Origin of the sequence: Peribacillus sp. FSL R5-0717, assembly GCF_038002945.1 — a bacterium.
In the GTDB taxonomy this organism is placed as follows: domain Bacteria; phylum Bacillota; class Bacilli; order Bacillales; family DSM-1321; genus Peribacillus; species Peribacillus frigoritolerans.
In genome coordinates this window covers 4733272-4759142 of the sequence record NZ_JBBOOF010000001.1, presented here as the reverse complement: position 1 = coordinate 4759142, position 25871 = coordinate 4733272, and the positions used below count along the sequence as shown (strand labels likewise).

The following is a 25871-nucleotide window of genomic DNA, read 5'->3' as shown; positions in this document are numbered from 1 at the left end:
CCATTACCTCATTTTATCTACAATACCTCCAGCTGTTTTGTCGCGTACCGGAATACCGCCGCGACCCGCTTTACCAGTTTTCTCATCAATGAACATCGCGAAGTCTGGCGCAATTTCTCGCCCATTTGGCATCGTAAGCCATAATCTTAATAAATGACGTTTGCGTTCAGGTTCTTCAAAGTCTTCATATACAGTACGTGAATGAAGAACAGTATAATTATTAACAAATTGCATATCACCCGGTTCCATCATCATATCAATATGCATGTTTTCATCATATAGGAGGGAATCCATTAAGTCATATGCTTCAGTTTCAACTTTTGACAAGTATCTCCCTGTTTTCGCCTGTGCCGATTCGACATATCCGCGGTTATATCTGCAGCTTAATTTACCTTCGTAATAACTAAAGACTGGTGATGAATAAACAGGAGATTCACCTGGTGTTTCCTCACCACGACGATCCAGGAAATATGGAAGATAGAGAATTCCAAGATACTCTGGGTACCTATCCAGTATTTCATTGTAAACCGCGATGGAACTAACGATACTACTGTAACCGCCAGCTTTAGCTTTTCGAAGACACAATAATCCGACTACGTCAGATCCATCAGGGTGAAAGGGAAGATGAGCATTCGTTTGGTAACCACGTACATTTGAATCATTAATATCGAGACCTTGGTCAACAACATGCCCTAATAGATCACCTTTTGCGTTTTGCGTTACCGGGATGCCCAGGTGGACTCCGAGACCCCAGTATATGATGCTGGCTTCTTCATCTGTATACTTTTCTATTGGTAAGCCACGAATTAATAGAAAACCTCTCCCATTTTCCAGCTCGTTTATAAAATAGGCTATTTCGTCAAAGAGATCCGGAATTGGAAAGTCCTCCTTGTTAAAATCAGGTGCCTTTAACCCTTTTTGTTTTACATAAAATAAAGCGCTTTCAAGATTTGCGATCGTTTTCTCTGACAAATAATAAATCCATGAATCATTTTTTGCTAAATCAATACCTTTCCAAGCTACTGGTCCTTGAATTTTTTCCTTTAAAATAGATTGCACTGAGAACCCTCCTTCGTTTTCTATTGCAATTTTAACCAATGAAAAAGTTTGGGCTGTTTTTCCTACTTCAACAGCGACTGCCACTAACTTTCAGATCCTTATACAAACAATCATTGCTTAATAAATGATGTTCCTTGTCCCCCCCTTCACCTCCATGAAAGCGCTCTAAATAACTTCTGACTGTTATAATTGTTATTTCATTAATTATATTCATAATTTTCAGTAAAATAAAATTAAAAAATTTAATCTGTATATCACCTTTACTAATAAATGGAAAATGCGATGCCCTTGTACATGGAAATCGTACAATGCCTATCATTATATTAATAAAACTTAACTGCAATTTAAAATTTTTAATTTTATATAATTATCATTTATAGGTAGAATCAAAGATAGAAATGATTAACTATTCTCATAAATAACTTTCAAGCGGAGTCTAATACAAGTTAATTCGAAACAGGAGGTTGAACTATGGACTTAAAATTATCTGGAAAAAAAGCACTTATCGTTGGAGGAAGCAGGGGTATTGGCAAAGCTATTGCCCGTCAGTTGGCTTTGGAAGGTGTAGATTGTACGATTTGTTCAAGAAACGAATCTTCACTAAAGAATGCAGCAGACGAATTGGCCAAAGAAACCAACAGAAGTATTTATCCAATCGTGGCAGATACTAATGATCCTGACTCTATCCTAAATTTAGTTGAAAAATCAGCAGCAGAAATGGGAAGCATTGATATTTTAATCAACAGTGGAGCCCGTGTTGGAGGCCATGAACCAGAGGAATTTAACAGCATTAAAGATGAACTTATCCTGAAAGATTTTGAGGAAAAGTATTTGGGCTATTTTCGATGTATCCGAGCTGTTGCACCTTATATGATTCAAAATAATTGGGGACGTATTATCAATATAAGTGGTCTGGCAGCTAGAATAGGCGGTAATTATTTTAGTTCCGGACCTCGTAATGCGTCTGTTGTCCATATGACAAAATCCGCATCATTAGAATTAGGAAAGCACGAAATTACTGTCAATGCAGTTTATCCAGGGATTGTCGATACTGAAACGTTTAGAGGCCGTGTCACTAATGAGGAAGCTATACGCCAGGCAGCATCAATGAATGCCCTCGGCCGCTTGATTACACCAGAGGAAATTGCTTATGTCGTTACCTTCCTAGCCTCACCTTTGGCGGCATCCATAACTGGCGATGTCATTTCGGTAACCGGTGGAATTGGAAATACCGTTTATTACTAAATGCCTAGGGTTACGATTGTTACTGTTTCGTTAGTAAAATTAAATAGGTTATTTTAAAAAGCGAGCCTCACTAAATTCTGAGGCTCGCTTCATTTAAAACATTTTCTTTCAATCTGTCCCAATTTTATATTTTAAGGAACTCAAGAACTTCTCGATCCTAGAAACAGTCAATTCTATGTTCTTTGAGAAAATATCCATTTGTACAAAAAATCCGTGGACCATCCCGGGTTCACATTCATATTCAACTTGAACACCAAAATCTTTCAGACGTTCAGCATAGGCCATTCCTTCATCCCGAAGCACATCATTTTCCGCTGTAATAATAATTGCAGGCGGGAGACCACTTAAATCTTGAGCTACCAAGGGGGAAGCATACTCATTACACCTGTCCTCACTATTCCTTAAATAATGATCACGGAACCAAATCAACTGTTCGCGATCAAGACCAAATCCTTTTGCAAAGGTTCGATGGGATTCCGTATTGAACTCAAGATTTGTCGCAGGATAGACTAAGACCTGTGCAGCGATGTTTGGACCTTTTTTGTTTCTAGCCATCATCGTAATTACAGTCGCTAGATTTCCACCTACGCTATCCCCTCCAACTACCAATCGAGAAACTTCTCCGTTAAATGAAGGCCCATTTTCAAAAACCCATTGCAATGCGGAATAGGCGTCTTCTACTGGAGTCGGAAACTTATACTCTGGAGAAAGACGATAGTTTACGGATACAACGATACTTTCCGTTCGATTCGCTATCATTCGGCAGCTAGCATCCGATGATTCAATGTCTCCTAGAACCCATCCTCCACCATGGTAGTAAATAAATAGAGGGAAAGGACCTTGCCCTTCCGGTATATATACCCTGCATTTAATTGTTTCATCATTGCTTACCGGAATCATGAATTCCTCAACTTTTGAAAGCGGTTCCAGTTTTACAGCAGAACGCGGCGCTGTAGAAAGCATCTCTCTTACTGACTTATGATCCATCGTATGAATGGAAGGAAGCTGATTAAATGCTTGTAAATATTTTTCTGCTTGCGGATCTAGACTTGCCAAAAACATCATCCCCACTTCAGGTTATTTTTTAATTACCCAGTCTATATGCGAAACCATTATTCCAGTCACGAAACTCTCAAATTAACTTTCAAAATAAAAACAGAAAATGGTGATTTTATTCATCCTTTTCGTTGAATAAAATCACCATACAAGAAATATTGGTGATTATTATTACCACCGATTTTTATCTAATTACAGGTGCTCCTCCTATATAAAACTCGAAACCTGGAGCAATTTTTCTGCCATTTGGCATCATGAGCCACAATCTTAATAAATGACGTTTTCGGTCATCTTCTTCATAATCTACAAATAGTGTACGTGAATGAAAAACGGTATAATTATTAACGAATTGCATATCACCCGGTTCCATCATCATATCAATATGAAAGTTTTCATCAGCAGTAAGGGAATCTATAAAATTAAATGCTTCGATTTCCTCTTTCGACAAAGAGATACCTGTTTTCGTTTGCGCTGATTCGACATATTGACGCATATATCTGCAGCTTAATTTACCATCGTAATAGCTAAAGATCGGTGATGGAACTACTGGGGATTGACCTGGTGCTTCTTCGCCGCGAAGATCATGGGCGAATGGACGATAGAGAATTTCAAGGTACTCCGGGTGTTTTTCCAGAACTTCATTATAGATAGACATCGCACTAGCGATACTGCTTAAACCGCCATATTTCGCTTTACGAAGACATAATAATCCGACAACATCAGCGAGATCTGTGTGATAGTCTAGGCGTACATTCGTTTGGTAACCTCTTACTGTTGTATTATCATTAAAGTCTTTACCCATATTTTTAATATGCCCTAAGAGTTCACCCTTTTTTCCTTGAATGATCGGTAGGCCCAGGTGAAGTCCAAGGCCCCAGTAAATGATACTAGCTTCATCGTCGGTATATTGATCCATTGGTAACCCACGAATCAATAGAAATCCTCTCCCATTCTCCAGCTCGTCAACAAAATAATCAATTTCATCAGCGAGATCAGGAACTGGGAAATCCTCCTTGTTAAAATTGGGTGCCTTTAACCCTTTTTGTTGAACATGTATAACAGCCTTGTCAAGGGCAGCAAGGGTTTTCTCCGACAAATAATAAATCCATGAATCATCTTTTGCTAGTTCGATACCTTTCCACGCTGAAGGCCCTTGAATTTTTTCCTTTAAAATACCTGACATGCTTATTCCTCCTTTATATCATTTAATTGACAAAGTATTTTGAATTCATCATTCATGGTACACTTATTATTAATAATTAAATGAAATATGATTTGTAACTTATTATTAAGTTAGATCAATATAACTTTACCAAGAATCGTTCAATCTACGTTTATATCACTTAAATACTCGCTTGCTCATCTGTTTCAATTATTGTGTGGCTTTCCTTTGCGGGACGTACACCGATCCAAAACAATAATCCGATAATTAGCATCCCTAAAGAAGAAATTTGAAATGCGTATCCATATCCGATAGCTTCAGTCTCCGCATTTTGAATAAAATAGCCAAATACGAGTGGAGCGATAATACTTGTCGTACTCGCAAGTGCAATGAACGTCCCTTGTGCCTTTCCAATATTCTGGGGAGAAAAAAACTCCATCAATATTGCGGGTGCTAGTGAAAGAATGACATACGCAAAACCCGGAGCAAGGGTGAAGAACAATATGGACATCGCCGTGGAATTCACGGCATTTGCTAGGTATAAGCATAAAGCGGATAACATCATCGTTATGCCGGCAAGATTTATTCGTGCTTTACGAATATCTCCGGTTTTACGATAGAGCCGATCTGATAGAATGGCAAATCCTAATTGGAAAAAGGCAGCAAAAAGAAAAGGTAAAGACACGGCTAATTTTAATGTTTGACCATTAAAATGTTGAATTTTGGTGAAATAGGCCGGAAGCCATACCGCTTGTACGGACAATAACCAATAGGCACACCCCCCGCACAGAACGATCAGAATAAAATTTTTAGATATCAGATGCGGAAGAAACTGACTCCAAGAAACTTTAGAGAGGCTGGATGATTGCTGTTCCTTATGCTGTATCGACGGACAGCCGATTTCTTGAGGACTTTCTTTACCGAAAATCATCCATAAAACCAGCACAATCAGTCCCAGAATACCCATCACTATAAATGCAGATCTCCATCCATAATGATCAATCAAGGAGATTAATAATGGTGAAGCGATCGCAGATCCCCCTGTCGTTCCCAATAGAACCGCACCAAAGCCGATGCCGTGCCTATGTTTCGGGAACCATTTCCCCATGATTGCCGTGGATAGAGCGGGGGCAGGACCTTCACCAGCTCCCAAAATCATTCTGGTTAACAAAAGCATAGATAAACTGCTAACGAAAGGGGTAACAAATTGAACTATCAACCAAATCACGGACATCCAAGTTAACATTTTTTTCGTGTTTTTTGAATCTGCCATGCCGCCAAGAATAATAGATGAGAAGGTAAAGAACCAAAAGAAAGAACTTCCTACGACTCCCCATTGCGTTGGACTTAAATGTAACTCTTTCATTAAAGGAACTGAAACCAAGCCAATAATTATTTTATCCACTTGGTTGATCATCCCGCTAAGAACAAGAAATAATAAGATAATCCAAGAATATTTTGGAGTGCTTGTCATGTAAATCCCCCACGTTTTACTATATAAGGAACACCTTTTTCTGAGTTCTTAAAAGGTGTCCCACTCGTTCTTACTAAACGTTTTATAAAAATCACTTCAGGGTTTCTACAATACCGCCAGATGTTGTTTTACGTTGCGGTACACCGCCGCGACCTGGTTTACCCGTATTCTCATCAATAAACATCGCGAATTCAGGGGAAATTTCCCGACCATTTGGCATTGTGAGCCACAATCTTAAAAGATGACGTTTGCGTTCCGGCTCCTCATAGTCTTCGTATTGAGTACGTGAGTGCAGAATCGTATAATTATTGACGAACTGCATATCCCCCGGCTCCAACATCATGTTATAATGCAAATTCTCATCATGAAGGAGGGAATCCAGTAAGTCTAATGCTTCAATTTCCACTTTTGACAATTGGATGCCAGTCTTTGCTTGTGCTGATTCGATAAATAACCGGACATATCTACAGCTCAGTTTACCATCATAATAATTAAAGATTGATGATTTAAATACTGGAGGTTCTCCCGGAGCTTCCTCTCCACGGCGATCAAAGAAAAATGGACGACAGAGAACTCCTAGATATTCCGGGTTCTTCTCCAAAATTTCATTGTAAACAGTCATCGAACTTATGATACTGCTGTGCCCTCCAGATTTCCCTTTTCGCAGGCTTAATAATCCAACAACATCAGATCCATCAGCATGAAATGGAAGATGCAGTTTCGTTTGGTAACCACGTACATTAGAATTTTCTAAGCTAAAACCTTGATCTTTGACGTGCCCTAAGAGGTCACCATTCGCGTTTTGCGATACCGGAATGCCCATGTGAAGTCCCAGACCCCAGTAAATGATGCTTACATCTTCATCTGTATACCTTTCAATAGGTAATCCACGAATTAATAGGAACCCTTTCCCATTCTCCAGCTCTTCAACAAAGTATATGATTTCTTCATATATATCAGGAATCGGAAAATCCTCTTTGTTAAAATCAGGTGCTTTTAAACCCTTTTGTTTAACATGAACTAAAGCGTTCTCAAGAGAGGCAACCGTTTTTTCAGATAAATAATAAACCCATGAATCATCTTTAGCCAGGTCAGTGCCTTTCCATGCTACCTGCCCTTTTACTTTTTCCTTTAAAATAGTTGACATAATTAATCCCCCTTTTATAAGTTGGTTCATTTCTTACTTCACTTCAGTCAATTCTCTCAATTCTCTGCGCAAAATCTTTCCTGTTGAGTTCTTAGGCAGTTCTTTTAAAAATTCTACTCGTTTAGGAAGCTTATACTTCACCAGCTTATCCTGACAAAATTGAATAATGTCATTCATGGTGATCTGCTCATCCTTAACTACGACAAAAGCTTTAACACTTTCTCCGTATTCCCCATCTGGAACTCCGATTACGGCCGCCTCTACCACAGCAGGATGTTGATACAAGACTTCCTCCACTTCACGAGGATATACATTGTAGCCTCCAACAATAATAATGTCCTTTTTGCGGTCAACAATGAAGATGTATCCTTCTTCATCCATTGTTGCCAGATCACCAGTGTAAAACCACCCGTCGTTAAAAGCAGCTGAAGTAGCCTCCGGCATCCCCAAATAACCCCTCATTACATTTGGACCTTGAACAACTAATTCTCCGACTTCTCCTCTTGGCAATTCTTTTCCGAACTCATCTACAACTTTGCTGTGGACAGCTGGAATATTCAAGCCGATAGAACCTGGTTTGCGAGTTCCTTTTAAAGGATTAATAGCCACGAGAGGAGCAGTTTCCGAAAGCCCATATCCTTCCAAGATAGAAACATTAAACTTTTTTTCAAATTTATGCAGAAGCTCTACCGAAATCGAGGCACCTCCAGAGATACATATGCGAATAGATTGGCAATCCTTTGCAATCGCTTCAGGTAATTGATTGATAAAACTGTACATCGTAGGTACTCCAGCAAACACGGTTGCCTTTTTATCTTGAATGGTGCTGACCACGTCATGAGGGCTGAATCTAGGCTGGATGAGAACGGTTGCCCCACAAGCAATTGGCGCATTCAAACAAATTGTCATACAGAATACATGGAACATTGGCAGAACAGCTAAGACACGATCTTTAACATCGAGTTCTAGTAATTTTGAGATGGAGTCCGCATTTGACACCAAGTTCCGATGCGTCAACATTGCACCCTTTGGTTTCCCCGTTGTACCTGATGTGTATAGAATGACTGCAAGATCCTCATCATCAATGTAAGTGCTTCCACAAACATCATTGCTTGTTTCCATGAGATGCTCCCATGTCGATTCCTGATCCTCGGCTTCGGTATAAACGATAAGCTTCAGAGTTTTCAAATGCTTTTTTACTTCTGATAACTTCGGCTCTACAGATACATGAGTAATGACCGCTTTGGCTTGGCAATTGTCTAATAAGTAGTTGATTTCCCCTTGGGTATACAAAGGATTGATCGGAACAACAAATGCACCAAGCCGTAAAATACCGTAGTAGGCAATGAGAAATTCAGGGCTATTTCCTAAAATAAGAGCCACTCCATCTCCCTTTCTGATTCCTTTTACATACAGACCAGCAGCCAATTGATCCACCTTCTGGTTTAGTTCTTGATAAGTAACACTTTGATCTCCATAGATGTAAGCGATACTTTCTGGGAAATTACTTGCGCTTCTTTTTAGATTTTCGTTTAAGTTATAACTCATTAAATGAATTCCACCCCTTTCCTCACATAGGAGGCTTTGAATGCCAACTATTTTGAATATTTAAACTATTACTACATTTTTAGTATACTCATTAATTATAATTAAATAAAATTAAAAATTTTAATTTGTATGTAAGTATTAATAATATAAAAAAGGAGCTTCAAGATAACAGAAGGGCTTATTTCTCCATCTACTTTTAAATAAAAAGACACAACCCCAGTAACTGGGCCCCATTTTTCGGCCAGTATAAAAAAGCGCCTATGCGGCTAACAGGTGGTCCCGGTATTGTGCCGGGACCATCCTATTGAAACATACAAAAACCCCAGATAAGGGCCACTTTTTTATGTGTATCCGTTATCCGGGGTATAGTTCATGTATCCTCAGCGTTTTTATTTTCATTCAATTTAAGATTCCAATTTGTGATTATCACAGTTCTTTTGAAATATTAATATTCCTTTTCTTTTTCACTAAAAGAATGATGGCAATGATAAAAGCAACTGCACTGTATAACCAGGTATACATAAAGGCAAGACCCAATCCGATATTTGCGTCCATATAATCGTTTTTCACATGATCTATGGCTAAATATAAAAGCGGTGCAGCTCCAATGATGAACAGGATGACCCAGAGAACATTCTTTTTCGGGCTCCTTGTTGATAAAATAATAATGATGAAGGACAACAAGAGAAACGCTTCTGAAACTATCGTCAACGTTACCAGATTGCTCATAATAATTCACTCCTAATCGTGGTTGCATAAAGGGAATATATTTATGTTTTCTTATATCTATGCTACTTTTCGTTCCTATATTATTAACTTAATAAAACCTGAACCCCTCCAACAGGATGAAAGATCCAGGTTTCATGTTAATTTTTCTTGGATAATTGCAGGGCATTCTTGATGCTTTTCAATGATTTTGAGCTACCGTACATCAAGACTCCACCACGATAGATTTTTGCTCCGATTATTCCAAGTAAAACAATCGTTAAGATCAACACTCCTATGCTGATGGCGATTTCCCAGAATGGAACTTCAAGCATCCCTACGCGCAAGAACATGATCATCGGCGTGAAAAATGGAATGAATGATGTGATCGTAATATAACTGGCTGAAGGATTCCCCAGTCCAAACATTGCAATCATGAAGGCGATGACAACTAACATGGTCATCGGTGAAATCATTTGCTGGACATCTTCAATTTTGCTGACAACGGATCCAAGGCATGCTGCAAGAGTCGCGTACAGAAAATACCCAAGCAAAGCGAAGATGATTGCATAAATGATCGTTGAGATATCTGTGCTGCCGAAACCGAAAAATGAAAAGAATCCTTCATCCATACCTGTCAAGTTTTGTTTAATCGAGAAATAGCCCACCCCAAAAAATAAAATCATTTGAGTAAGACTAAGTAAAGCAACACCCATTATTTTGGCAAACATTTGTGTGACTGGCGGGACACTTGAAATCAGGATTTCCATGACTCGTGATGTTTTCTCAGTAGCCACTTCCATTGCAATCATCGTTGCATACATCAACACACCGAAGTAAATCACGAATAGGAGCACATACACGAGACCGCGTGCTTGATTGAGATCCTCTTCCGTTTTTGCATTTTTCTGAAGAGCAATCGTATCAAATGCTGGCGGCGTATTCAACTGAGCGATTTGCTGCTCTGTCAAATTCAATTCCTTCGCCGTTATTTGACCCTTCAATTGAGTAAGCGCTAATAGTAAATCATTACTTACCGCAGAATCTGAAATTTGATTCGCTTTGTACGTTCCCTTGAAGCCGAGAGTTTTATCCTTTTGGATTAATAAATACCCAACGATTTCTTCCGCGCTGACCATTTCCTCCGCTTCCTTTTCATCCTGGGCGGATATTATCGATAGGTCATCGTTCACACCTGCTACCGCATTTTTATAAGAATCAAATAAACCGCCTTCAGTCTGATCGATTACGGCAACCTTTTCCTGTTCATCACTGTCGAATTTATCAATAAGATTCGAAAGATTCGAAAGAACGAGAATCAGTGCCATCATAATGATTGTAGAAATGATAAAGGATTTCGTCTTTAATTTTGATAGGTATGTATGGGAAAGGACAATCCAAAATTTATTCATAGACGGCACCTACTTTTTCAATGAAAATATCCGTCAGCGATGGTTCTTCCAATTCGAATTTCCGGACGAAACCTCTTGGAACAAGATCACGTAGCATGCCCTCAGCCACATCTTCACCAGTTACTTGAAGAACTTTCCCTTCCATCGTGTTCTTGACTTTTGTTACACCTGCATAATGATCCAAGAAAGATAGATCAAAATCCGCTTTAATTGAGACATTCTTTTTACCGAAAGAACGCTTGATTTCTTTTAACTTTCCAGCCACAACAGGTGAACCCTTATGCATGATGCAAAGATGCTCACACATCTCTTCGACATGCTCCATGCGATGGCTCGAGAAAACGATCGTCGTGCCGCTGTCCCTTAAGTCAATGACCGCTTTCTTAAGGATTTCGACATTCACTGGATCCAGTCCGCTGAAGGGTTCGTCTAGGATTAGCAATTCAGGTTTATGGATCATGGATGCGATCAGCTGAATTTTTTGTTGATTTCCCTTTGAAAGCTCTTCAACTCGCTTATCGATATAATCGGGCACCATAAAGCGATCCAGCCAATACTCCAATTCTCTCAAAGCATCGCGTTTGTTCATCCCTCTTAATCTAGCCAAATAAACAATTTGATCGCGCACCTTCAGTTTTGGATATAGTCCGCGTTCCTCAGGAAGATAGCCAATCATTGAACTGGTCGTATAATCGATTTTCTTCCCATCCCAGCCAACTTCCCCTTCAGTAGGGTCAAGCAGGCCGAGTATCATCCGGAACGTGGTCGTTTTCCCCGCTCCATTCCCGCCTAAAAAGCCGAACATTTCTTTTTCGGGAATAGTTAAATCAAGCTTGTTGACTGCTGTGAAATCCCCGAATTTTTTCGTAACTTCTTTAATGTGTAAAACCAATGCGCAACCTCCTATTATATGATTCTAATTATATGTTAACGGAAAGGTTTTCCATTTTCAACTATCACCAAGAACCAAAAAACCTTTTTATCCTTCGCTTATATGTAAATTAAGTAAACAAATTTCACTATCTAACTATTGAAAATAAATTAAATGTAAAATAGTGGGTAAAAACAATAATTTTGCGTTATTGAGGTTGTTATTGTTAAATTTTGGATTATACGGAAATCAAGTTTTCCATCACTAAAAAAGGACTTTTACGCCTTTCTTTTGCATTGGTAAATTTGTGGACTTTTTTGGGTACAATATGAAATGAACTAGTAAACGTTATCTTAGTTTCGGGAGGAAGTTTATATGATTAATGAAAAAGTGGCTTTGATATTAGAAGATAAAATTAACGTTATTAAAAGTGATGAAACATCCATTTATTTAGTCGGCCCAATCAAATTACCTGTAAACTTAGAGGGCGAAACAATTATATTCCAGTGGTATTGCTGGTTACGATGTGAGAATATGGCGGGTCATTTTTGTGGTGACGGTACTTATAATATAGATAAGATCATTGAAACTTTAGCCTCTTCCAACTTAGCGGAAATGCAGCAATCCAGTGTGTTACTGTATGGAGATTTTCAAAGCTCCTCCGATGCCCTTATCCGGATGCATAGTATTTGTCATACTGGCGATATATTCGGAAGCAAACGCTGTGATTGTGGCTTTCAATTAAAGCAGGCTATGAAGATGATTGCAACTCAAGGATCCGGGGCTTTATTTTATTTAGCCAATCACGAAGGAAGAGGCATCGGATTATTTAGTAAAGCCATGGCTTATGTTCTGCAAGAAAAAGGATTGGATACGGTGGAAGCTAATTTGGAACTTGGATTTGTGGATGATGCACGCAACTATGATGATGCCATTCGGGTGTTAAAAAAACTGCGCTCTAATCCAGTGACCCTTATCACCAACAATCCGAGAAAATTAGAAGCTCTTCAAAACTCAGGTGCCAATGTTGCAGGCAGAGTTCCGTTATGGGGAGACATTTCCGAGTTTAATGAAAAATATTTAAAAACTAAAGTCGTACGTTCCGGTCATTTAAAAGATAGTAAAAATGAATGACTGATTGTTTTTTATGAAATTGTTTTTACCCATGAATAGGTTTGAAATGGAATTTGATTTATAACATCACAGGTTACCGTAAAATGAAAACACATACGAGTATAAGGGAATAATAAAATTGCTCACGTCTGGATAATAAGTAAATACATAAAAACAGGATGCAACGGAACGTTGCACCCTGCCTGAAAAAGGGGTTTGCTTCATTTCGAATCAGCATAAATTCTCTGCGATAAACACCTCATCTACATTAGAGTAAGAACTGGTATCTGACTAGAGTTTACCATCCAAAGCAACCATCCCCTATATCTTAAAAGTTTCATCAACTTTCAAAGCATAAATGACAATTATTGAATGAGTTTTCTGCTTTTACGTGCAAGAGAACCATCTCCTTGCTCGAATCGATTTTTTAATGAAGCTATCAGTAGTTAAGTTAAACGTCTTTAACTAACACCTCATTTACTATATGATGCGAATCATACGTAATCAGTAGCCCCTTCTTCTTTATTTATAATGACCATTAGCGGTAAAAAAATAACTGGTTGTTTATGGATATCGAGAATTGTTTAAAATCAATTTATAGCTATAAAATGAAAAACTCATTAGTACTCTTTATAACGATTTTAGTAAATAAAAAAAGGAATTTAATGGTAATTTAAGTGAAAATCTTGGCAATCTCAATGACATAAAAATGCTTTGTTCCCTAACGATCCTTTTTAGCACATTAATTAGTGGAATTAAGCTAAACTAAACAGATAAACTCTACACTAAGTTCAACTCCCGTCAGTGGAAATGGCGGGTGAGCAAAAATTAAAAAGGCGCCAGTCAATTAGTTTTCAACGACTTGTACACCCCCTTCCAGTATTTACTTTATCGTTAATTTAGAAAGGACAAAGCGAATAACCTCGCTTTGTCCCTCCCTCATAGCACTATGAAGATGATTATTGCGCTTTCAAATCTGCACGATAATCGTCTATAATCGCTTGTATCTCCGGATCAGCCGGAACATTTGTGACGTCGTAGAGAAATCCATCGGATTCGACCAAAGTCATTTTGGCGTCAACGACTTCAAAAGTCAAATTAAGCCGGCCCAAATAATGTTCTTGTTCTCCGCCAGCTTGAGTAATTGGCACCATCACCTCTCCGTTGAATTCATATTCGGGAGTTTCGATGACCTTGTGTGTATCTGCCCCAATTACCGCCGAAACTCCGGGAACCTGAGCCAGCTTGTGGTCTTCGGGATTTCCAGCATGCGAAAGGACAATGTTTACGTCTGACTTCTCACTCACTTCAGGAAGCAACGCATTCAACGCTTCAACCGGTTCGATGAAATCGAGGTCTGCAACATCATCCCAACCGCGAATTTCCGGCTTCATCGAAGTAAGGCCGATCATCCCGACTTTAACGCCTGAGAAAGTAAAACTCTTCCAAGGCTTGACATTCTGTATGTACTTTCCTGTTTCCCTATCAATGACATTTCCAGTAAGGATGGGGAAATTTACGTTGCGATGGTAATCCTTTAACTGTTCATAACGGCTTTCCGGTGTGCCCTCCCCGGCAGGGTATACGCGGAAGTCGTTGTTTCCGAGAGCCATTGCATCATAGTCCAAAGCTTTCAACAGGGACGTCTCCAACTCTCCTTGACCCGCTTGAAACTCGCCGCGCAGGAAGACATCCCCGCCATCGACGAGAAGCACATTCTCCTCTTCATTGCGTACACTTTCAATGATGGTGGCATACTTCGCAACAGAATTGTGATGAACGGTTCCTTCAACCAGCGTGACGATGTCATCCAAATGACCATGAAAGTCATTTGTCTGGAGAATGGTGAGTTCAAACCTCTCTCCCTCCTTGAGCTTTTCCTCCGCATCTGCCGTATCGGGAATTGCGGCAAAAGCGGCAGCCATCGCCAGCGAAAAGCAGCCCTTCAAATAAATCTTCCTTATTATATTCATACTATTTCCTCCATGCATTTACTCTATTAAATGATAAAAATAGTTATTTAGTTTCCAGTCTTTTCGATTTCTCAAGAGCTATTCGATGTTTTTTTCTTCAAAGTTAGTTTTTTCTTCTTTTTCATTGCTGATCAAATCATTTGTCGATTTTTTAAATTCCTTTAATGTGTTTCCAAATGACCTTCCAATTTCGGGTAATTTAGAAGGGCCAAAAATGATTAACGCTATGACTAGAATGAGAATTAAACCAGGGATGCCGATACTGGATAACAAACTTCTCACCCCCTATTCCATGATGGTTTGTTAGTACTCAAAAAATGAGATCATCACTTATAAAATTGGCATGCCATGACGCTCTAAAGCTGCTGCTTCTAATATAGACATGCCTTGTTCTTCTGCGAATGCAGTAAGTTTATCCGAAACAACAGGAGCAAGACTTCCTGGCGGCAAAGCCTGGTTCATAGCTCGTCTACGGGTAGAATTTCTGCGTGCAAATGGTCCCCAAATCGCAAAGGTGATACCTGGTGTTTGCATATTCACAAAGAAAGTATTTCCATCTGGAGAAAATGTAGGGCCAGCAAATTCAGAACCGTTCATCATATTCTCAGCGAAAGTATAAATATTTCCTTCAGGAGTTAATCCGACGATACGGTCATTGCCGCCGCCATCTTCGGCGATCCAAAGATCTCCCCAAGGAGTGATCGTAATGTTATCCGGTGCTTCTAAATCATTTTTATCAGTAGACTCATAGAATAATTCTAAGTTGTTTGTCGCTGGCGTGTAGCGATAAACACGGCCAAGGCGTGATGAACCTGCACTTGTATCATCAAACCATAAAGTACCTTCAGAAAAATAAGCCCCTTCTAAGCGGCTAAACTGAATACAGCCTTTATCCTTAGCATCTTGCTGTGCAATTTCAGGATTTAATTTTTTCCAAACAACCCCGAATTTTTGTCCAGTATTAAATTGACTTGCAGCTGCAGCTGACAATTCATCAATCGCAGCTGCTTCAAGGATACCTCCCTTTTGCAGAGAACCTAGCTTTTGACTACGGTCATGTGGTGTAAAACGGTATAAGAAGCTTGGACTTGCGTCTTCGGTTAAATACCAAATTCCTGTTGAAGGGTCAACATGCCCAGCTTCATGGGAGAAATAACCCATATCACGGATCGGTGTTCTTGACATTTCGTTTTCAGGGTCAAGCGGATTCACTTCAAATACAAAGCCATGTCCCATATCTCGAGTTTCTTCCATTGTTAACCAGGTCCCCCAAGTCGTAGCTCCACCCGCACAGTTACGGATCGTACCTGAACTTGATACATACTGATCAATGACCTTGTTATTTTGTCCAACGATTATTGTGGTTGTGCCGCCGGCAGCACCAGCGCTCCAAGGTTTTTTCCCGTTTACAGGGTAATCTGAATTTGTCCCATTTTCATGGTTTCTTACAAGAATGGTTGTACCCTTTTCCCCTTTATAGGCAGCCATTCCATCGTGAGCAGATGGGACAAGGTCACCATTAGGCATGATATCACCAGTTTTTGAAAGCATTTTGTAATGAAATCCCCTTGGCAGATCAAGAACTCCATTTGGATCTTTTACTAATGGGCCATAGCCACCAAATCCACTTGTTGGATTGCTGGAATCCGCTGCAAATCCTTTTGTAGCTCCCGCAAGAGAGAATACCCCAGTTGAACCAAGTGTTAATGCTAAAGTACTCATTCCGCCCACTTTTAAGAAATTACGTCTGTTTAAACCACTATTGCCAGATTTCATCAACATTACCTCCAAAAAATCTTTTTTGAGGGATGCTATATTCCTTATAGCAAACCCTACCCTCAAAATTAACAGACCATTTTAAATGCTCTGTTAAACTCATGTGATTTTATTCCTTTGCATGAAAGATAAACCAAAAGTCACGGTAAATAAAGGAGGTTATTACGGCATTTATAACATGTAAAGGGCGGAAATTGATGGTATTAGTCAAAAATGGAGAAAAAACTAAGGATTTTGTCATAAAAAGACCGATTCAGAATATTAAAGCTTATTAATCGTTTGTAAATATAAGAGATACACTATGACAAACTAGTTACACCGATTAATTCCACCAAAATCCACTGAATTTTTGGAAGAGGAAAGGCAAAGACTTGATATAGTGGAATCACGCTTGATATCTATTCGCACACAGTGAAGCTTGCAGAAAAAATCAGCCGATGAGTTTGATGATTGTAGGACGGACAAAAATGCACATAACAACCAAAAATAAAATCCATACATTTGTAAGAGAAAGCGACAGTCTTGTGCAGTTCCTGTGCGGTATTTGAGTAATGAAATAGCGAGACAACACCCCAAATATATATTCACTTTTCCTATCGCTTAATGAAGCACTGTCAGTATAGTCACCACAGTCATATCAGATTAACCCTTTTATTTTGATGCAATCAGGATACCAAAATTGACTACAGGACTACTCAAAAACAATCAATAGCTTTTACATAGCCAATTATTAAGTAACTGGTGTCGATTTATTTTTCGACATATTCTTTTCTTAAAAGGAATTAACACTTGGATAATCGAATATAGGTATTTAAGTTTATTAGAAGGGGTGATTCAAGTGAGTATTAACATGGCTGAACACAGACTTGTCAAAGAAATAGCGATTTCAATCATCTCTACCCGTTTAGAAAAAAGCTTGGATGAAATAGAAAACTTATTTGGTGTTATTCTCGATACAGAACCGGCAGATGTATTGGCTACAAAAGCAAAACAGTTAGCCTCTGCAACAACTGTAGAACAATGCATTGATATTTTTATATAGAAGATTGAAACATAAAAGGCATTACAAAAAAAGGTACTCACCATTGTTGTGAGTACCCTTTTGCCTAAAATTTCTGCTTCAAAAAATGAACATGAAAACGATTATTTCACTTCCATAATCCGTTTTGCTTTGCTACCCGTAGTATAATCTGTGTAAAAGATTTCATAAGGTGCATTACCGGTTACTCCGAAAGCAGCAGGTCCGTTAACGTGCTTACCAGCTTGAACACTCTCGGTTAATGTATCGAGAGGATATACCTCCATCTTTTCACCTTTGCTGTCATACACTTCAAAATCTCCTGCGCCAACTACTTGTTCTTCTTTTGTACCATTTTGGTATTCAATATCAAATCCCAATACTTCTTTGGGCTGTGTTTCTTCAAATTCGTTTCTTTCCTTTGTGTAATGTACATTTGTTAATGTTATGATATGACCTACTACATATACCTTTTCACCTAGTTTAAAGGTTCCAACTTCTTTTGGTTTTTGTTCGGAATCTTCATCGAATTCAATATGCTTCTTGTTTTCCGCAATAACTGTGTGGCTCAAATCAACGGTACGGATAGTAGGTCTTTTTTATCATCATAAAGTTCAGAGTGTTTATATAGTTCTCGTATTTAAGCATCCATAATAGCTGCTTGCATGCTGTTTGTTCTCAAAGCTTCCACCATCTGAGTTGTTCACTTTCATTTCTATCGTTTTAGTTAGCCCATGCATCTTTATCAGGATTCTAAAACCATTTTAGAAAAATCTTCTAAATTTGAGAATTCTTTTTGTTCCTTCTTTGGTAAAGAAAAACGCCATAATACATAAAAGTATAACAACGATGTTATTCTATATTACTTAACTTGGCTATATTTGTAAATAACGGATGGGTACCTATAAAAAATAAGTTCTCCATATAGGTAAGATAGAGAAATTAAGTAGCCAATTAAAGGATTGGTGCTAGCAGAATGGCATAATCTATTCCACTTGCTTATTGAGAGAATAATCGTTTTAATCTTTCTGTTAACATCAGTGCCTTTCTTTCCATACCGGTGTTTGTTGTATTTTTAATTTCACTATTAAATACAACTAAGGTTTTTCAAACACATAAAGCCAAAGGGTTAAAAACCCTTTGGCCAAAAGATCAACTTAATAGTAAATGGCTCTTTTATCTATTGAATGTGCCTTCTATTGAGTGTCTATTTCTAAGTTCCAATAAACTCTCCAATTTTCTCTTCACTCTCTGCAACGCATTATCTATAGACTTGGCGTGAGTATTTAATTTATCAGACATTTCTATATAAGTAAGGTCCTCTAAGTAATAAGCCAAAACCTTCTTTTCTAACGGACTTAGAACCTCAGATAATTTTAATTCCAAGTCATCAGCAGATTCTTTATCTATCAATATCGCAACGGGATCAGAAATAACGGTGTCTGTCATTACTTCCATAAGAGTATGATCCGGATTTTCTTCATATATAGGCATATCAAGCGAAATAGAAGAATTTAACGGAGTATGTTTTTGACGAGTAGCTGCCTTGATGGCTGTAATAATCTGCCTCGTGATACATAGTTCTGCAAACGCTTTAAAATAAGATTGTTTCTCGCCATTAAAATCCCTGATGGCTTTGAACAATCCTATCATCCCCTCTTGGATAATATCTTCTCTATCTGCCCCAATTAAGAAGTATCTGTTAGCCTTAATCTTTACAAAAGATTGATATTTTTTCATCAGAACTTCTAGTGCCTCCATATTTCCTTGCCGGACCTTTTCTATTAATACTCCATCTTCAAAATTAGCACACAGGAATGACGGTTTTTCTTCGATAGCTATACCCACAAAAATCCCTCCACCGGCTGCATTCAATTGAGCCTTGTTGTTTAAACGGACGCCCATTTTATATGCGGTAAATTACCATATTATTTAATATTAACCTATAACAATCACCAATGATATTAGATTATTTCGACAATTAAATACATTTCTATACACCTTTTTTTAGTTAGAAGGATCCGTTTACACCTTGCGAACAGGTTGCAGGATTATATATACGCACAAGCTAAAACGTATAATGGAGATGGATCTTAATCAACTCAAAATCTGAAAGTGCTAAAAAGGCGGACTATATTGTTAAAGCTATAAACGGAACAATATACTCCTTAAATGATTGGGCTATTGGTACCCATATTTTTAAACTGAAAGGGTATAAAACTATTACTGGTCAAACTAAGGCATATTGGTAATTGGTAGTAGAAAAATAATGAAGAGATATGCTCATTGCATATCTCTTTTAATTAGGAGAAGATTGGTATATGAAAAAATACTACATAGTTGCGTTACCAGTGTTGTTATTGCTTGGAGTTTTTTACTGGTTTTATTCTTCATCTTCACCTAAAGAATTTCTCCTTTTGCCACATCCAGACCAACAACTGGATTCATTGTTTTTCCCTCCTCTACTTACTAACCAGTACCCCTAGTCCTCCATGCAGTGTCATAGCTCATTAAATTAACGTTTATCTAAACGCATCCCGTTAGCCAAAATAAAAAAAGACCCAAACCCCTGTGATATCAAGATTTGATCCCTTGGTAGTTGATGACCTGTGAGGGATTCGAATATACAAAAAAAGAATAAATGGTGTTTGTCCCTAAATAGAAATATAATTTAGTAGATATATTATAAGTAAGTATGAAAAGGTGGAGTTTCATTGGATATTTTATGGTGGGGATTAACGATCGTCTTATTTGCTTTAAGTTTTGTAGGAATTGTCTATCCTATTATTCCTTCGGTAGTTGCCATTTGGGGAGGATTTGCAGTTTATCAATTCCTGGTTAATCCTGATGAGTTATCGTTATGGTTCTGGATCAGTATGGTTGTGTTGAGCGGTGTATTAATCGCGGCAGACATTATCGCAAACAGTTATTTTGTTAAAAAGTATGGTGGGTCAAAAACATCCGAGACAATAGCAGCTATTGCCACGATTGTTGGTTCATTTGTCTTTCCTCCTTTTGGAATAATTCTCGTACCATTTTTAGCAGTCCTCATTTCGGAATTAATCATTCAAAAAGATATAATGAAGGCTACTAAAGTTGGGTTTGCAACTATCATCGGTTTTTTAGGCGGCAGCTTAGCCAAAGTATTACTTCAATTATTGATGATTGTTTGGTTTATTTTAGCGGTAATCTTTTAATTATTTATAAACGGCCGCATAAGGAAAAGCTGACTTTCAACAGTCAGCTTTTTCTATTAACAAAGTCCGTACAAGAAAAAAAAGTGATGGAGGAAAAGTAACCATTAGTGTGGCCTATTGTGAACACTTCTTTAACGATAGAAATTTTTCACATCTGCTCCCTTCCGTGTCAAAACTCAAGACATGATCTCCGCCCAAGTTTTTACAGCCGTCGCTAAAATCAATAGAGCCAGTATGACTTGCAGCACTTTTACATTCATTTTTTTACCGGCCATTGCCCCAATCGGAGAGGCTATTAAGCTAGCTACAACCATGATCAACGCCGGATAGAAGTCAACTTGACCCGTTGATATTTTCCCTGCTGTTGCACCAATGGATGAAATGAATGTGATTGCCAATGAAGACGCAATCGTGACCCTTGTTGGAATTCTTAAAACGATAAGCATGATGGGAACTAATAGAAAGCCCCCTCCGGCACCGACTATCCCGGCGCCTAAACCAACGATTAATGCCAGGATGGCCGCAAGCCATTTATTAAAGGTAACTTGATCCACAGGAATATCATCTATCCCTTTCTTCGGAATGAACATCATGACAGCCGCTATCAACGCCAAGATGCCATAGACGATATTCACTCCGTTTTCCGACATCGTTTGTGATCCAACACTTCCAACCACGCTTCCGATCAACACACTGATCCCCATATAGAGAATAAGCGTTTTATTTAAATGTCCGCTATTACGATAGCTCCATATACCTCCGATGGAGGCGAATAAGACTTGTACAGCGCTTATGCCTGTCACATCATGGGCACTAAATGGCGCTAAACCAAAGATTGGGGGAATAAACAGCAGCATTGGATAATTTATTATCGAACCGCCGATGCCGAGCATCCCTGAAACGTATGAACCTATAAAACCAATCAAAAAGATGGTAATGATAAAGGTTATATCCATTGTAAGTGCCTCCCTTAAAAGAAGGGAAACCAAATGGTTCCCCTCCCTCTCTCTTTATCAACCTTTTCTGATCCAAAATTTCAGTATATCATTTTCTTCTGCTGTTTCCATCAGCTCATGGCCACTGGATTTTGACCAAGCGGCTAAGTCTGCTTTAGCTCCTTTATCGGTTACATGTATTTCCAGCACTTGCCCGGTTTGCAAATCATTCATCGCTTTTCTCGTTTTGACGATTGGCATTGGACATGCCAGTCCCTTAGCATCTAGCACTTTATCTGCATTCATATTTCATCTCTCCTATTTTCTTGGTTTCTATTTTTATCGGTATTAGCGAACCGCACAGCGATTTGGTCCAATTTCCATTTCGCGCTGTTTTTCATCATCGGGTTCGATTTTCCCCATATTGGTTTCGCGAATTTCTTGATAGGCGTTTGGCTGAGGCGGTAAATTACCTGTTACCAGCTCTCTGAATTCCGTTTCATCCGCTATGTTCAATCCGTGATTTTCAACAAATAACGAACCCAACTTTTTAGCGACACTTCCATCTTCATTCAATTCATCAATGATCATGAAATGTGATGGCAATACAATTAACCCGTCTGATAATTCTTTATAACGTGTATACAGTGTTTCTCTCAAGTCCCCTACCCAATCCTCAGCCAAACCAGCTAAGTCCGGTCTGCCAATGGAATCGATGAATAAGATATCCCCGCTTAGCAAGTATTTTTGATCCACCACAAATGAAGTTGATCCAATGGTATGTCCCGGGGAGTATAATGCTTGGATATCAATCGCTGTATGACCGATCGTTATCACGTTCCCGCTTTCTAATGGCTGATATTCAAAAGTTACTTCAGCCGCATCTTTTGGCGGCAGCCAGTAAGCTGCATTTGTTGCTTCCGCGATTCGTCTTCCACCTGAAATGTGATCGGCATGTAAGTGAGTATCCAGAACATGTGTAATCTTAACCCCGATATCATCTGCGAAATCAAGATAGGCATCTATCATTCTTGTGGAATCAATAACGGCTGCTTCCCCATTGGAAACGACCATGTAAGATAAACAGCCTTTACCAAGTCGAACAAATTGATAAATTTCGGCGCCATTTGTCAATTCGCCTATCCTCACTGGTTCCAAGTGTTCACTCCATGCTTTCATGCCACCCATTAAATAAAAAACATCCAATCCAGCTTCAGATAACATTTCAGCTACCATGACGGATGAGCCTTCCTTTGCACATACTACCAGGATTTCTTTATTGGCCGGGATTTGATCGAGAATTTCTTCCACGCCATCCAGTAGATCAAAGTAAGGGATATTAAGGAATTCGAAATTCTGCCCTTCAATTTTCCAATCATTAAAGTCACTTTCATTTCGAACATCCAAAATAAATAAGTCGGTTTTATTGATTACTTTCTTTGAAACTTCAGCAGCTGTCATTTGCTTAAAAGTCATACCATATACCCCCTGTGGTATTTGTGTTTTCAAAAAATTTTTCCTTCATTAAAAGGTTAATGTAACATCAGCATCTTTCGCGAACTCCAAAAATGTGACCGCTCCACCTACTTCGATACCATCAACGAAAGCTTCTTTTTCAATGCCCAATACGTCCATGGTCATTTGACACCCAATAAACTTGACGTCCATTTCCTGTGCCATAGTAACTAACTCAGGAATGGAAGGAACATTGGTCTTTTTAAACCCTTCGGCAAAATGCTCCTTACCCTCAGGCAGAGGAAGTTTTCCATTCGCGTCTTTATGAATTAAGTTCAAACCTTCGAAAGTAAAGAAAATGGCCACTTCTTGATCTGTTGCTGCCGCTGCCGTTGCGATGTTAAACACTTTATATGCATCAAATAAACCACCATTACTTGCGATTATGGCTACTTTGTTAGTCATGATCTATTCCTCCATTTTATAGTTTTCATTCATTCACAGATTTTTGGGAAGGACCGTTCCATTGGCTCATGCCGGGTACAACATTGAATACCTGTTCAAATCCAGCACCGGTCAGTTTTTGTGCAGCAAGATCACTCCGGCTGCCTGTGCGGCAAATCACGAAAATCTCTGACTCTATATCCAGTTCACCCATACGTTGTTCCAATTCACCCATTGGAAGGGATCTTGCTCCTGGAATGTGATTAAAAGCATATTCTGCGGATTCTCGTACATCCAGGATGACCACATTTCTTTTTTCTTCCATTACTTGCAGCAGTTCTTCATTGGAAATGATTTTTTCATGCTTCTTCACTTCTGTTTCTTCTCCGCTTGCTTTCCGAAGATAATGTTTTAGTGTCGTTCCTTCTTCAACCGTACCCAAGTATTGGTGACCTGAACTTTCCGCCCAGGCTTTCATATCGGCGGTTGACCCTTTATCAGTTGCTTGAACTTCCAGTACTTCCCCCGCTTCCAGGTTATTCATGGCTTTTTTCGTTTTTACGATTGGCATTGGACAGGCTAAACCTTTTGCATCCAAAACGGAATTTGTTTTTATCATTTTATTTCCTCCTTCTATTATAGGTATGGGGGTATATTCGAATTTAAAATTTTTCTGTGGGACCTTCCCATTCATTCATACCACCCATCATGTTCAACACTTTATATCCATGATCCTCAAGTAACTGTGCTGCCCTAGAACTTCTGCCCCCTGACCGGCAAACCATGATATACACTTTTGATTTATCCAAATCCTGCATTTTAAATTCCACCAGACCCAACGGGATGTTCACAGCATTTGGTATTTTCCCTGCTTTTACTTCATCCGCCTCCCGTACATCAATGATGTGGACTGGGGAGTTCCCCTTCAATAATGTGGTCACTTCATTCGGTAATATTTTTTTCACCTTTATAAGAACCTCCTTTTATTCGCGCCAAGAACTCATGCCGCCTTTTACGTTGGTGACTTCTTTAAATCCAAGTTTTTTCAATGCTTTACTCGCATTACTGCTCCTCATCCCGCTTTGGCAGATTACAATCACTTCTTTATCTTTTGACAGTTCCTGTGCCCTTTTGCCAAGTTCGTTTAAAGGAATGTTTTTAAAGTCCTTTATGTGATTGCCCCTATATTCATTAGGAGTACGGACATCAATCAATTGCTTATTTCCTCTATTTTTCAACACAGCTTTTAGCTCTGCCGCATTTATATTTTTTATCTCCTTTACAGGGACAAAGCGCTGATATAAAAACCAAACAATGAAACCTAATATGATGAGGTTAAATATAGTTCCCAATGGACCCATCCCTCCGGTACCAAAATTTATATAAATAAGTTTACATTTCCATCCTCTGCTTCAGCTAAATATGCCGCAACACCTGTATACTCAATTCCATCCAATAGCTCCTCTTGCTGTAAACCCAATAAATCCATTGTCATCGTACAGGCTATCAGTTTAATTTCCTGTTCTTGGGCCAACTCAATTAAATTTGGGAGTGACATGGCGTTATGCTTTTTCATCACGTGTTTGATCATTTTGGGACCCATCCCAGCAAAGTTCATGTTGGATAGACCCATTTTATCAGAACCACGCGGCATCATTTTCGCAAACATTTTTTCAAGAAATCCTTTTTTTAATGAAATCGGCTTATCCTTCCTTAAAGCATTCAATCCCCAGAACGTATGGAAAATGGTCACTTCATGATCGTAAGCCGCCGCCCCATTTGCAATGATATAAGCAGCCATTGCCTTATCATAATCACCACTAAATAAAATGATCGTCGTTTTTTTCTTTTCAGTCATTATGCTTCCCCCTGATCGAAATTTCTTTTTTACACTTATATACCCAACGGGGTATATATTATGCTAAAAAATAAAGTGCGTCAACCCACTTCACTAAAATAAATGGTTATCTTTATTTGCCTGGTCCATGATTGATTGAAGTCAGCCCTTCATTCACTTCGAAAATTTTTCCATTAACCTTCTCTATACCAAACCCATATAACCGAGCTGTATGCATCGTCAAGTACTTACATGCGGATTCCTTCGTTTCAAACAGATAAATGCCGCCTGCTTCCTTTGCCTCACTATCTTCGGTCCAAATCTTCCAGATTAAGCCTTCTTCACTATTAATGCTTTTTGCTAAATCTGTAAATTCTTTTACCATTTCGTTGCCGAAAGGTCCCTCCATTTTAAAATCCACTTGTAAAATATAAGACATGAATA

General features: G+C 38.7%; 27 protein-coding genes. 4 read left to right on the top strand and 23 right to left on the bottom strand.

What is annotated here, in order from left to right:
• Positions 1 to 3: 3 nt before the first annotated feature.
• Positions 4 to 1059, bottom strand: coding sequence for a TauD/TfdA family dioxygenase (locus tag NYE65_RS22870; protein WP_340861777.1), 1056 nt, complete (start codon positions 1057 to 1059; stop codon positions 4 to 6).
• 471 nt (positions 1060 to 1530) lie between these two features.
• Here NYE65_RS22870 and NYE65_RS22865 point away from each other — a divergent pair, with 471 nt between their 5' ends.
• Positions 1531 to 2304, top strand: a complete 774-nt coding sequence (locus NYE65_RS22865) for an SDR family NAD(P)-dependent oxidoreductase (RefSeq protein ID WP_063593137.1) — start codon at positions 1531 to 1533, stop codon at positions 2302 to 2304.
• Between the two features lie 108 nt (positions 2305 to 2412).
• Here the strand turns inward: NYE65_RS22865 and NYE65_RS22860 are convergent, their stop codons facing one another.
• The 8 genes from NYE65_RS22860 to NYE65_RS22825 form a co-directional block, all read right to left on the bottom strand.
• The gene (locus tag NYE65_RS22860) at positions 2413 to 3366 is read right to left on the bottom strand and encodes an alpha/beta hydrolase (protein WP_340861776.1); all 954 of its coding nucleotides are present in this window, start codon (positions 3364 to 3366) and stop codon (positions 2413 to 2415) included.
• 178 nt (positions 3367 to 3544) lie between these two features.
• Complete coding sequence (locus NYE65_RS22855; RefSeq protein ID WP_340861775.1) at positions 3545 to 4543, bottom strand: TauD/TfdA family dioxygenase; 999 nt, start codon at positions 4541 to 4543, stop codon at positions 3545 to 3547.
• 160 nt (positions 4544 to 4703) lie between these two features.
• Complete coding sequence (locus tag NYE65_RS22850) at positions 4704 to 5996, bottom strand: MFS transporter (protein WP_340861774.1); 1293 nt, start codon at positions 5994 to 5996, stop codon at positions 4704 to 4706.
• A 91-nt stretch (positions 5997 to 6087) separates the two neighbouring features.
• Complete coding sequence (locus NYE65_RS22845) at positions 6088 to 7143, bottom strand: TauD/TfdA family dioxygenase (protein ID WP_340861773.1); 1056 nt, start codon at positions 7141 to 7143, stop codon at positions 6088 to 6090.
• Between the two features lie 33 nt (positions 7144 to 7176).
• The gene (locus NYE65_RS22840; RefSeq protein WP_340861772.1) at positions 7177 to 8691 is read right to left on the bottom strand and encodes a long-chain-fatty-acid--CoA ligase; all 1515 of its coding nucleotides are present in this window, start codon (positions 8689 to 8691) and stop codon (positions 7177 to 7179) included.
• 426 nt (positions 8692 to 9117) lie between these two features.
• Positions 9118 to 9420 carry a hypothetical protein gene (locus tag NYE65_RS22835; RefSeq protein ID WP_340861771.1) on the bottom strand — a complete coding sequence of 101 codons (303 nt, stop codon included), beginning with the start codon at positions 9418 to 9420 and terminating at the stop codon, positions 9118 to 9120.
• Positions 9421 to 9557: 137 nt separating this feature from the next.
• Positions 9558 to 10808, bottom strand: a complete 1251-nt coding sequence (locus NYE65_RS22830; protein WP_328177850.1) for an ABC transporter permease — start codon at positions 10806 to 10808, stop codon at positions 9558 to 9560.
• Positions 10801 to 11700 carry an ABC transporter ATP-binding protein gene (locus NYE65_RS22825; RefSeq protein WP_340861770.1) on the bottom strand — a complete coding sequence of 300 codons (900 nt, stop codon included), beginning with the start codon at positions 11698 to 11700 and terminating at the stop codon, positions 10801 to 10803. The genes NYE65_RS22830 and NYE65_RS22825 overlap by 8 nt, the downstream gene beginning before the upstream one ends.
• Before the next feature lie 354 nt (positions 11701 to 12054).
• Between NYE65_RS22825 and NYE65_RS22820 the strand changes: the two genes are divergently transcribed.
• Complete coding sequence (locus NYE65_RS22820; RefSeq protein ID WP_202187159.1) at positions 12055 to 12813, top strand: GTP cyclohydrolase II; 759 nt, start codon at positions 12055 to 12057, stop codon at positions 12811 to 12813.
• 938 nt (positions 12814 to 13751) lie between these two features.
• Here the strand turns inward: NYE65_RS22820 and NYE65_RS22815 are convergent.
• The 3 genes from NYE65_RS22815 to NYE65_RS22805 form a co-directional block, all read right to left on the bottom strand.
• A complete protein-coding gene (locus tag NYE65_RS22815; RefSeq protein WP_340861769.1) occupies positions 13752 to 14765 on the bottom strand; it encodes a bifunctional metallophosphatase/5'-nucleotidase in 1014 nt (337 codons plus the stop codon).
• A 78-nt stretch (positions 14766 to 14843) separates the two neighbouring features.
• Positions 14844 to 15038, bottom strand: a complete 195-nt coding sequence (gene tatA / locus NYE65_RS22810) for a twin-arginine translocase TatA/TatE family subunit (RefSeq protein ID WP_340861768.1) — start codon at positions 15036 to 15038, stop codon at positions 14844 to 14846.
• A gap of 57 nt (positions 15039 to 15095) precedes the next feature.
• Positions 15096 to 16541 carry an alkaline phosphatase PhoX gene (locus NYE65_RS22805; protein ID WP_340861767.1) on the bottom strand — a complete coding sequence of 482 codons (1446 nt, stop codon included), beginning with the start codon at positions 16539 to 16541 and terminating at the stop codon, positions 15096 to 15098.
• A gap of 838 nt (positions 16542 to 17379) precedes the next feature.
• Here NYE65_RS22805 and NYE65_RS22800 point away from each other — a divergent pair.
• Entirely contained in the window at positions 17380 to 17583 is a 204-nt protein-coding gene (locus tag NYE65_RS22800) for a hypothetical protein (protein ID WP_034312777.1), read from the top strand.
• Between the two features lie 101 nt (positions 17584 to 17684).
• Here the strand turns inward: NYE65_RS22800 and NYE65_RS22795 are convergent, their stop codons facing one another.
• Both NYE65_RS22795 and sigH read right to left on the bottom strand, forming a co-directional pair.
• Positions 17685 to 18131: a hypothetical protein gene (locus NYE65_RS22795; RefSeq protein ID WP_340861766.1), complete on the bottom strand. Its 447-nt coding sequence runs from the start codon at positions 18129 to 18131 to the stop codon at positions 17685 to 17687.
• A 604-nt stretch (positions 18132 to 18735) separates the two neighbouring features.
• Positions 18736 to 19464 carry an RNA polymerase sporulation sigma factor SigH gene (sigH, locus tag NYE65_RS22790; RefSeq protein ID WP_445670432.1) on the bottom strand — a complete coding sequence of 243 codons (729 nt, stop codon included), beginning with the start codon at positions 19462 to 19464 and terminating at the stop codon, positions 18736 to 18738.
• Between the two features lie 809 nt (positions 19465 to 20273).
• Here sigH and NYE65_RS22785 point away from each other — a divergent pair.
• Positions 20274 to 20756, top strand: a complete 483-nt coding sequence (locus NYE65_RS22785) for a DUF456 domain-containing protein (RefSeq protein WP_098936098.1) — start codon at positions 20274 to 20276, stop codon at positions 20754 to 20756.
• Between the two features lie 176 nt (positions 20757 to 20932).
• Here the strand turns inward: NYE65_RS22785 and NYE65_RS22780 are convergent, their stop codons facing one another.
• The 9 genes from NYE65_RS22780 to NYE65_RS22740 all read right to left on the bottom strand — a co-directional run bounded on the left by NYE65_RS22780 (position 20933) and on the right by NYE65_RS22740 (position 25866).
• On the bottom strand, positions 20933 to 21712 hold the full coding sequence (locus NYE65_RS22780) for a sulfite exporter TauE/SafE family protein (protein WP_340861764.1): 780 nt from the start codon (positions 21710 to 21712) through the stop codon (positions 20933 to 20935).
• A gap of 57 nt (positions 21713 to 21769) precedes the next feature.
• On the bottom strand, positions 21770 to 21997 hold the full coding sequence (locus tag NYE65_RS22775) for a sulfurtransferase TusA family protein (protein WP_340861763.1): 228 nt from the start codon (positions 21995 to 21997) through the stop codon (positions 21770 to 21772).
• Between the two features lie 42 nt (positions 21998 to 22039).
• Complete coding sequence (locus tag NYE65_RS22770) at positions 22040 to 23167, bottom strand: MBL fold metallo-hydrolase (protein ID WP_340861762.1); 1128 nt, start codon at positions 23165 to 23167, stop codon at positions 22040 to 22042.
• Between the two features lie 48 nt (positions 23168 to 23215).
• Positions 23216 to 23611 (bottom strand): DsrE/DsrF/DrsH-like family protein, encoded by a 396-nt coding sequence (locus NYE65_RS22765; protein WP_328177859.1) that lies wholly within the window; start codon positions 23609 to 23611, stop codon positions 23216 to 23218.
• Positions 23612 to 23636: 25 nt separating this feature from the next.
• Positions 23637 to 24209: a sulfurtransferase TusA family protein gene (locus NYE65_RS22760; RefSeq protein WP_340861761.1), complete on the bottom strand. Its 573-nt coding sequence runs from the start codon at positions 24207 to 24209 to the stop codon at positions 23637 to 23639.
• Positions 24210 to 24252: 43 nt separating this feature from the next.
• A complete protein-coding gene (locus NYE65_RS22755; protein ID WP_340861760.1) occupies positions 24253 to 24555 on the bottom strand; it encodes a rhodanese-like domain-containing protein in 303 nt (100 codons plus the stop codon).
• Positions 24556 to 24573: 18 nt separating this feature from the next.
• Positions 24574 to 24942, bottom strand: a complete 369-nt coding sequence (locus tag NYE65_RS22750; protein WP_328177861.1) for a rhodanese-like domain-containing protein — start codon at positions 24940 to 24942, stop codon at positions 24574 to 24576.
• A 26-nt stretch (positions 24943 to 24968) separates the two neighbouring features.
• Entirely contained in the window at positions 24969 to 25448 is a 480-nt protein-coding gene (locus NYE65_RS22745) for a DsrE/DsrF/DrsH-like family protein (RefSeq protein WP_340861759.1), read from the bottom strand.
• Positions 25449 to 25560: 112 nt separating this feature from the next.
• The gene (locus tag NYE65_RS22740; protein ID WP_145506076.1) at positions 25561 to 25866 is read right to left on the bottom strand and encodes a monooxygenase; all 306 of its coding nucleotides are present in this window, start codon (positions 25864 to 25866) and stop codon (positions 25561 to 25563) included.
• Between the last annotated feature and the right edge of the window lie 5 nt (positions 25867 to 25871).

Coding starts and splice junctions, on each gene's coding strand:
- NYE65_RS22865 (WP_063593137.1), top strand. CDS start 1,531: ATGGACTTAAAATTATCTGGAAAAAAAGCACTTATCGTTGGAGGAAGC.
- NYE65_RS22860 (WP_340861776.1), bottom strand. CDS start 3,366: ATGTTTTTGGCAAGTCTAGATCCGCAAGCAGAAAAATATTTACAAGCA.
- NYE65_RS22855 (WP_340861775.1), bottom strand. CDS start 4,543: ATGTCAGGTATTTTAAAGGAAAAAATTCAAGGGCCTTCAGCGTGGAAA.
- NYE65_RS22850 (WP_340861774.1), bottom strand. CDS start 5,996: ATGACAAGCACTCCAAAATATTCTTGGATTATCTTATTATTTCTTGTT.
- NYE65_RS22845 (WP_340861773.1), bottom strand. CDS start 7,143: ATGTCAACTATTTTAAAGGAAAAAGTAAAAGGGCAGGTAGCATGGAAA.
- NYE65_RS22840 (WP_340861772.1), bottom strand. CDS start 8,691: ATGAGTTATAACTTAAACGAAAATCTAAAAAGAAGCGCAAGTAATTTC.
- NYE65_RS22835 (WP_340861771.1), bottom strand. CDS start 9,420: ATGAGCAATCTGGTAACGTTGACGATAGTTTCAGAAGCGTTTCTCTTG.
- NYE65_RS22830 (WP_328177850.1), bottom strand. CDS start 10,808: ATGAATAAATTTTGGATTGTCCTTTCCCATACATACCTATCAAAATTA.
- NYE65_RS22820 (WP_202187159.1), top strand. CDS start 12,055: ATGATTAATGAAAAAGTGGCTTTGATATTAGAAGATAAAATTAACGTT.
- NYE65_RS22815 (WP_340861769.1), bottom strand. CDS start 14,765: ATGAATATAATAAGGAAGATTTATTTGAAGGGCTGCTTTTCGCTGGCG.
- NYE65_RS22805 (WP_340861767.1), bottom strand. CDS start 16,541: ATGAAATCTGGCAATAGTGGTTTAAACAGACGTAATTTCTTAAAAGTG.
- sigH (WP_445670432.1), bottom strand. CDS start 19,464: ATGGGCGTCCGTTTAAACAACAAGGCTCAATTGAATGCAGCCGGTGGA.
- NYE65_RS22780 (WP_340861764.1), bottom strand. CDS start 21,712: ATGGATATAACCTTTATCATTACCATCTTTTTGATTGGTTTTATAGGT.
- NYE65_RS22775 (WP_340861763.1), bottom strand. CDS start 21,997: ATGAATGCAGATAAAGTGCTAGATGCTAAGGGACTGGCATGTCCAATG.
- NYE65_RS22770 (WP_340861762.1), bottom strand. CDS start 23,167: ATGACTTTTAAGCAAATGACAGCTGCTGAAGTTTCAAAGAAAGTAATC.
- NYE65_RS22765 (WP_328177859.1), bottom strand. CDS start 23,611: ATGACTAACAAAGTAGCCATAATCGCAAGTAATGGTGGTTTATTTGAT.
- NYE65_RS22760 (WP_340861761.1), bottom strand. CDS start 24,209: ATGATAAAAACAAATTCCGTTTTGGATGCAAAAGGTTTAGCCTGTCCA.
- NYE65_RS22745 (WP_340861759.1), bottom strand. CDS start 25,448: ATGACTGAAAAGAAAAAAACGACGATCATTTTATTTAGTGGTGATTAT.
- NYE65_RS22740 (WP_145506076.1), bottom strand. CDS start 25,866: ATGTCTTATATTTTACAAGTGGATTTTAAAATGGAGGGACCTTTCGGC.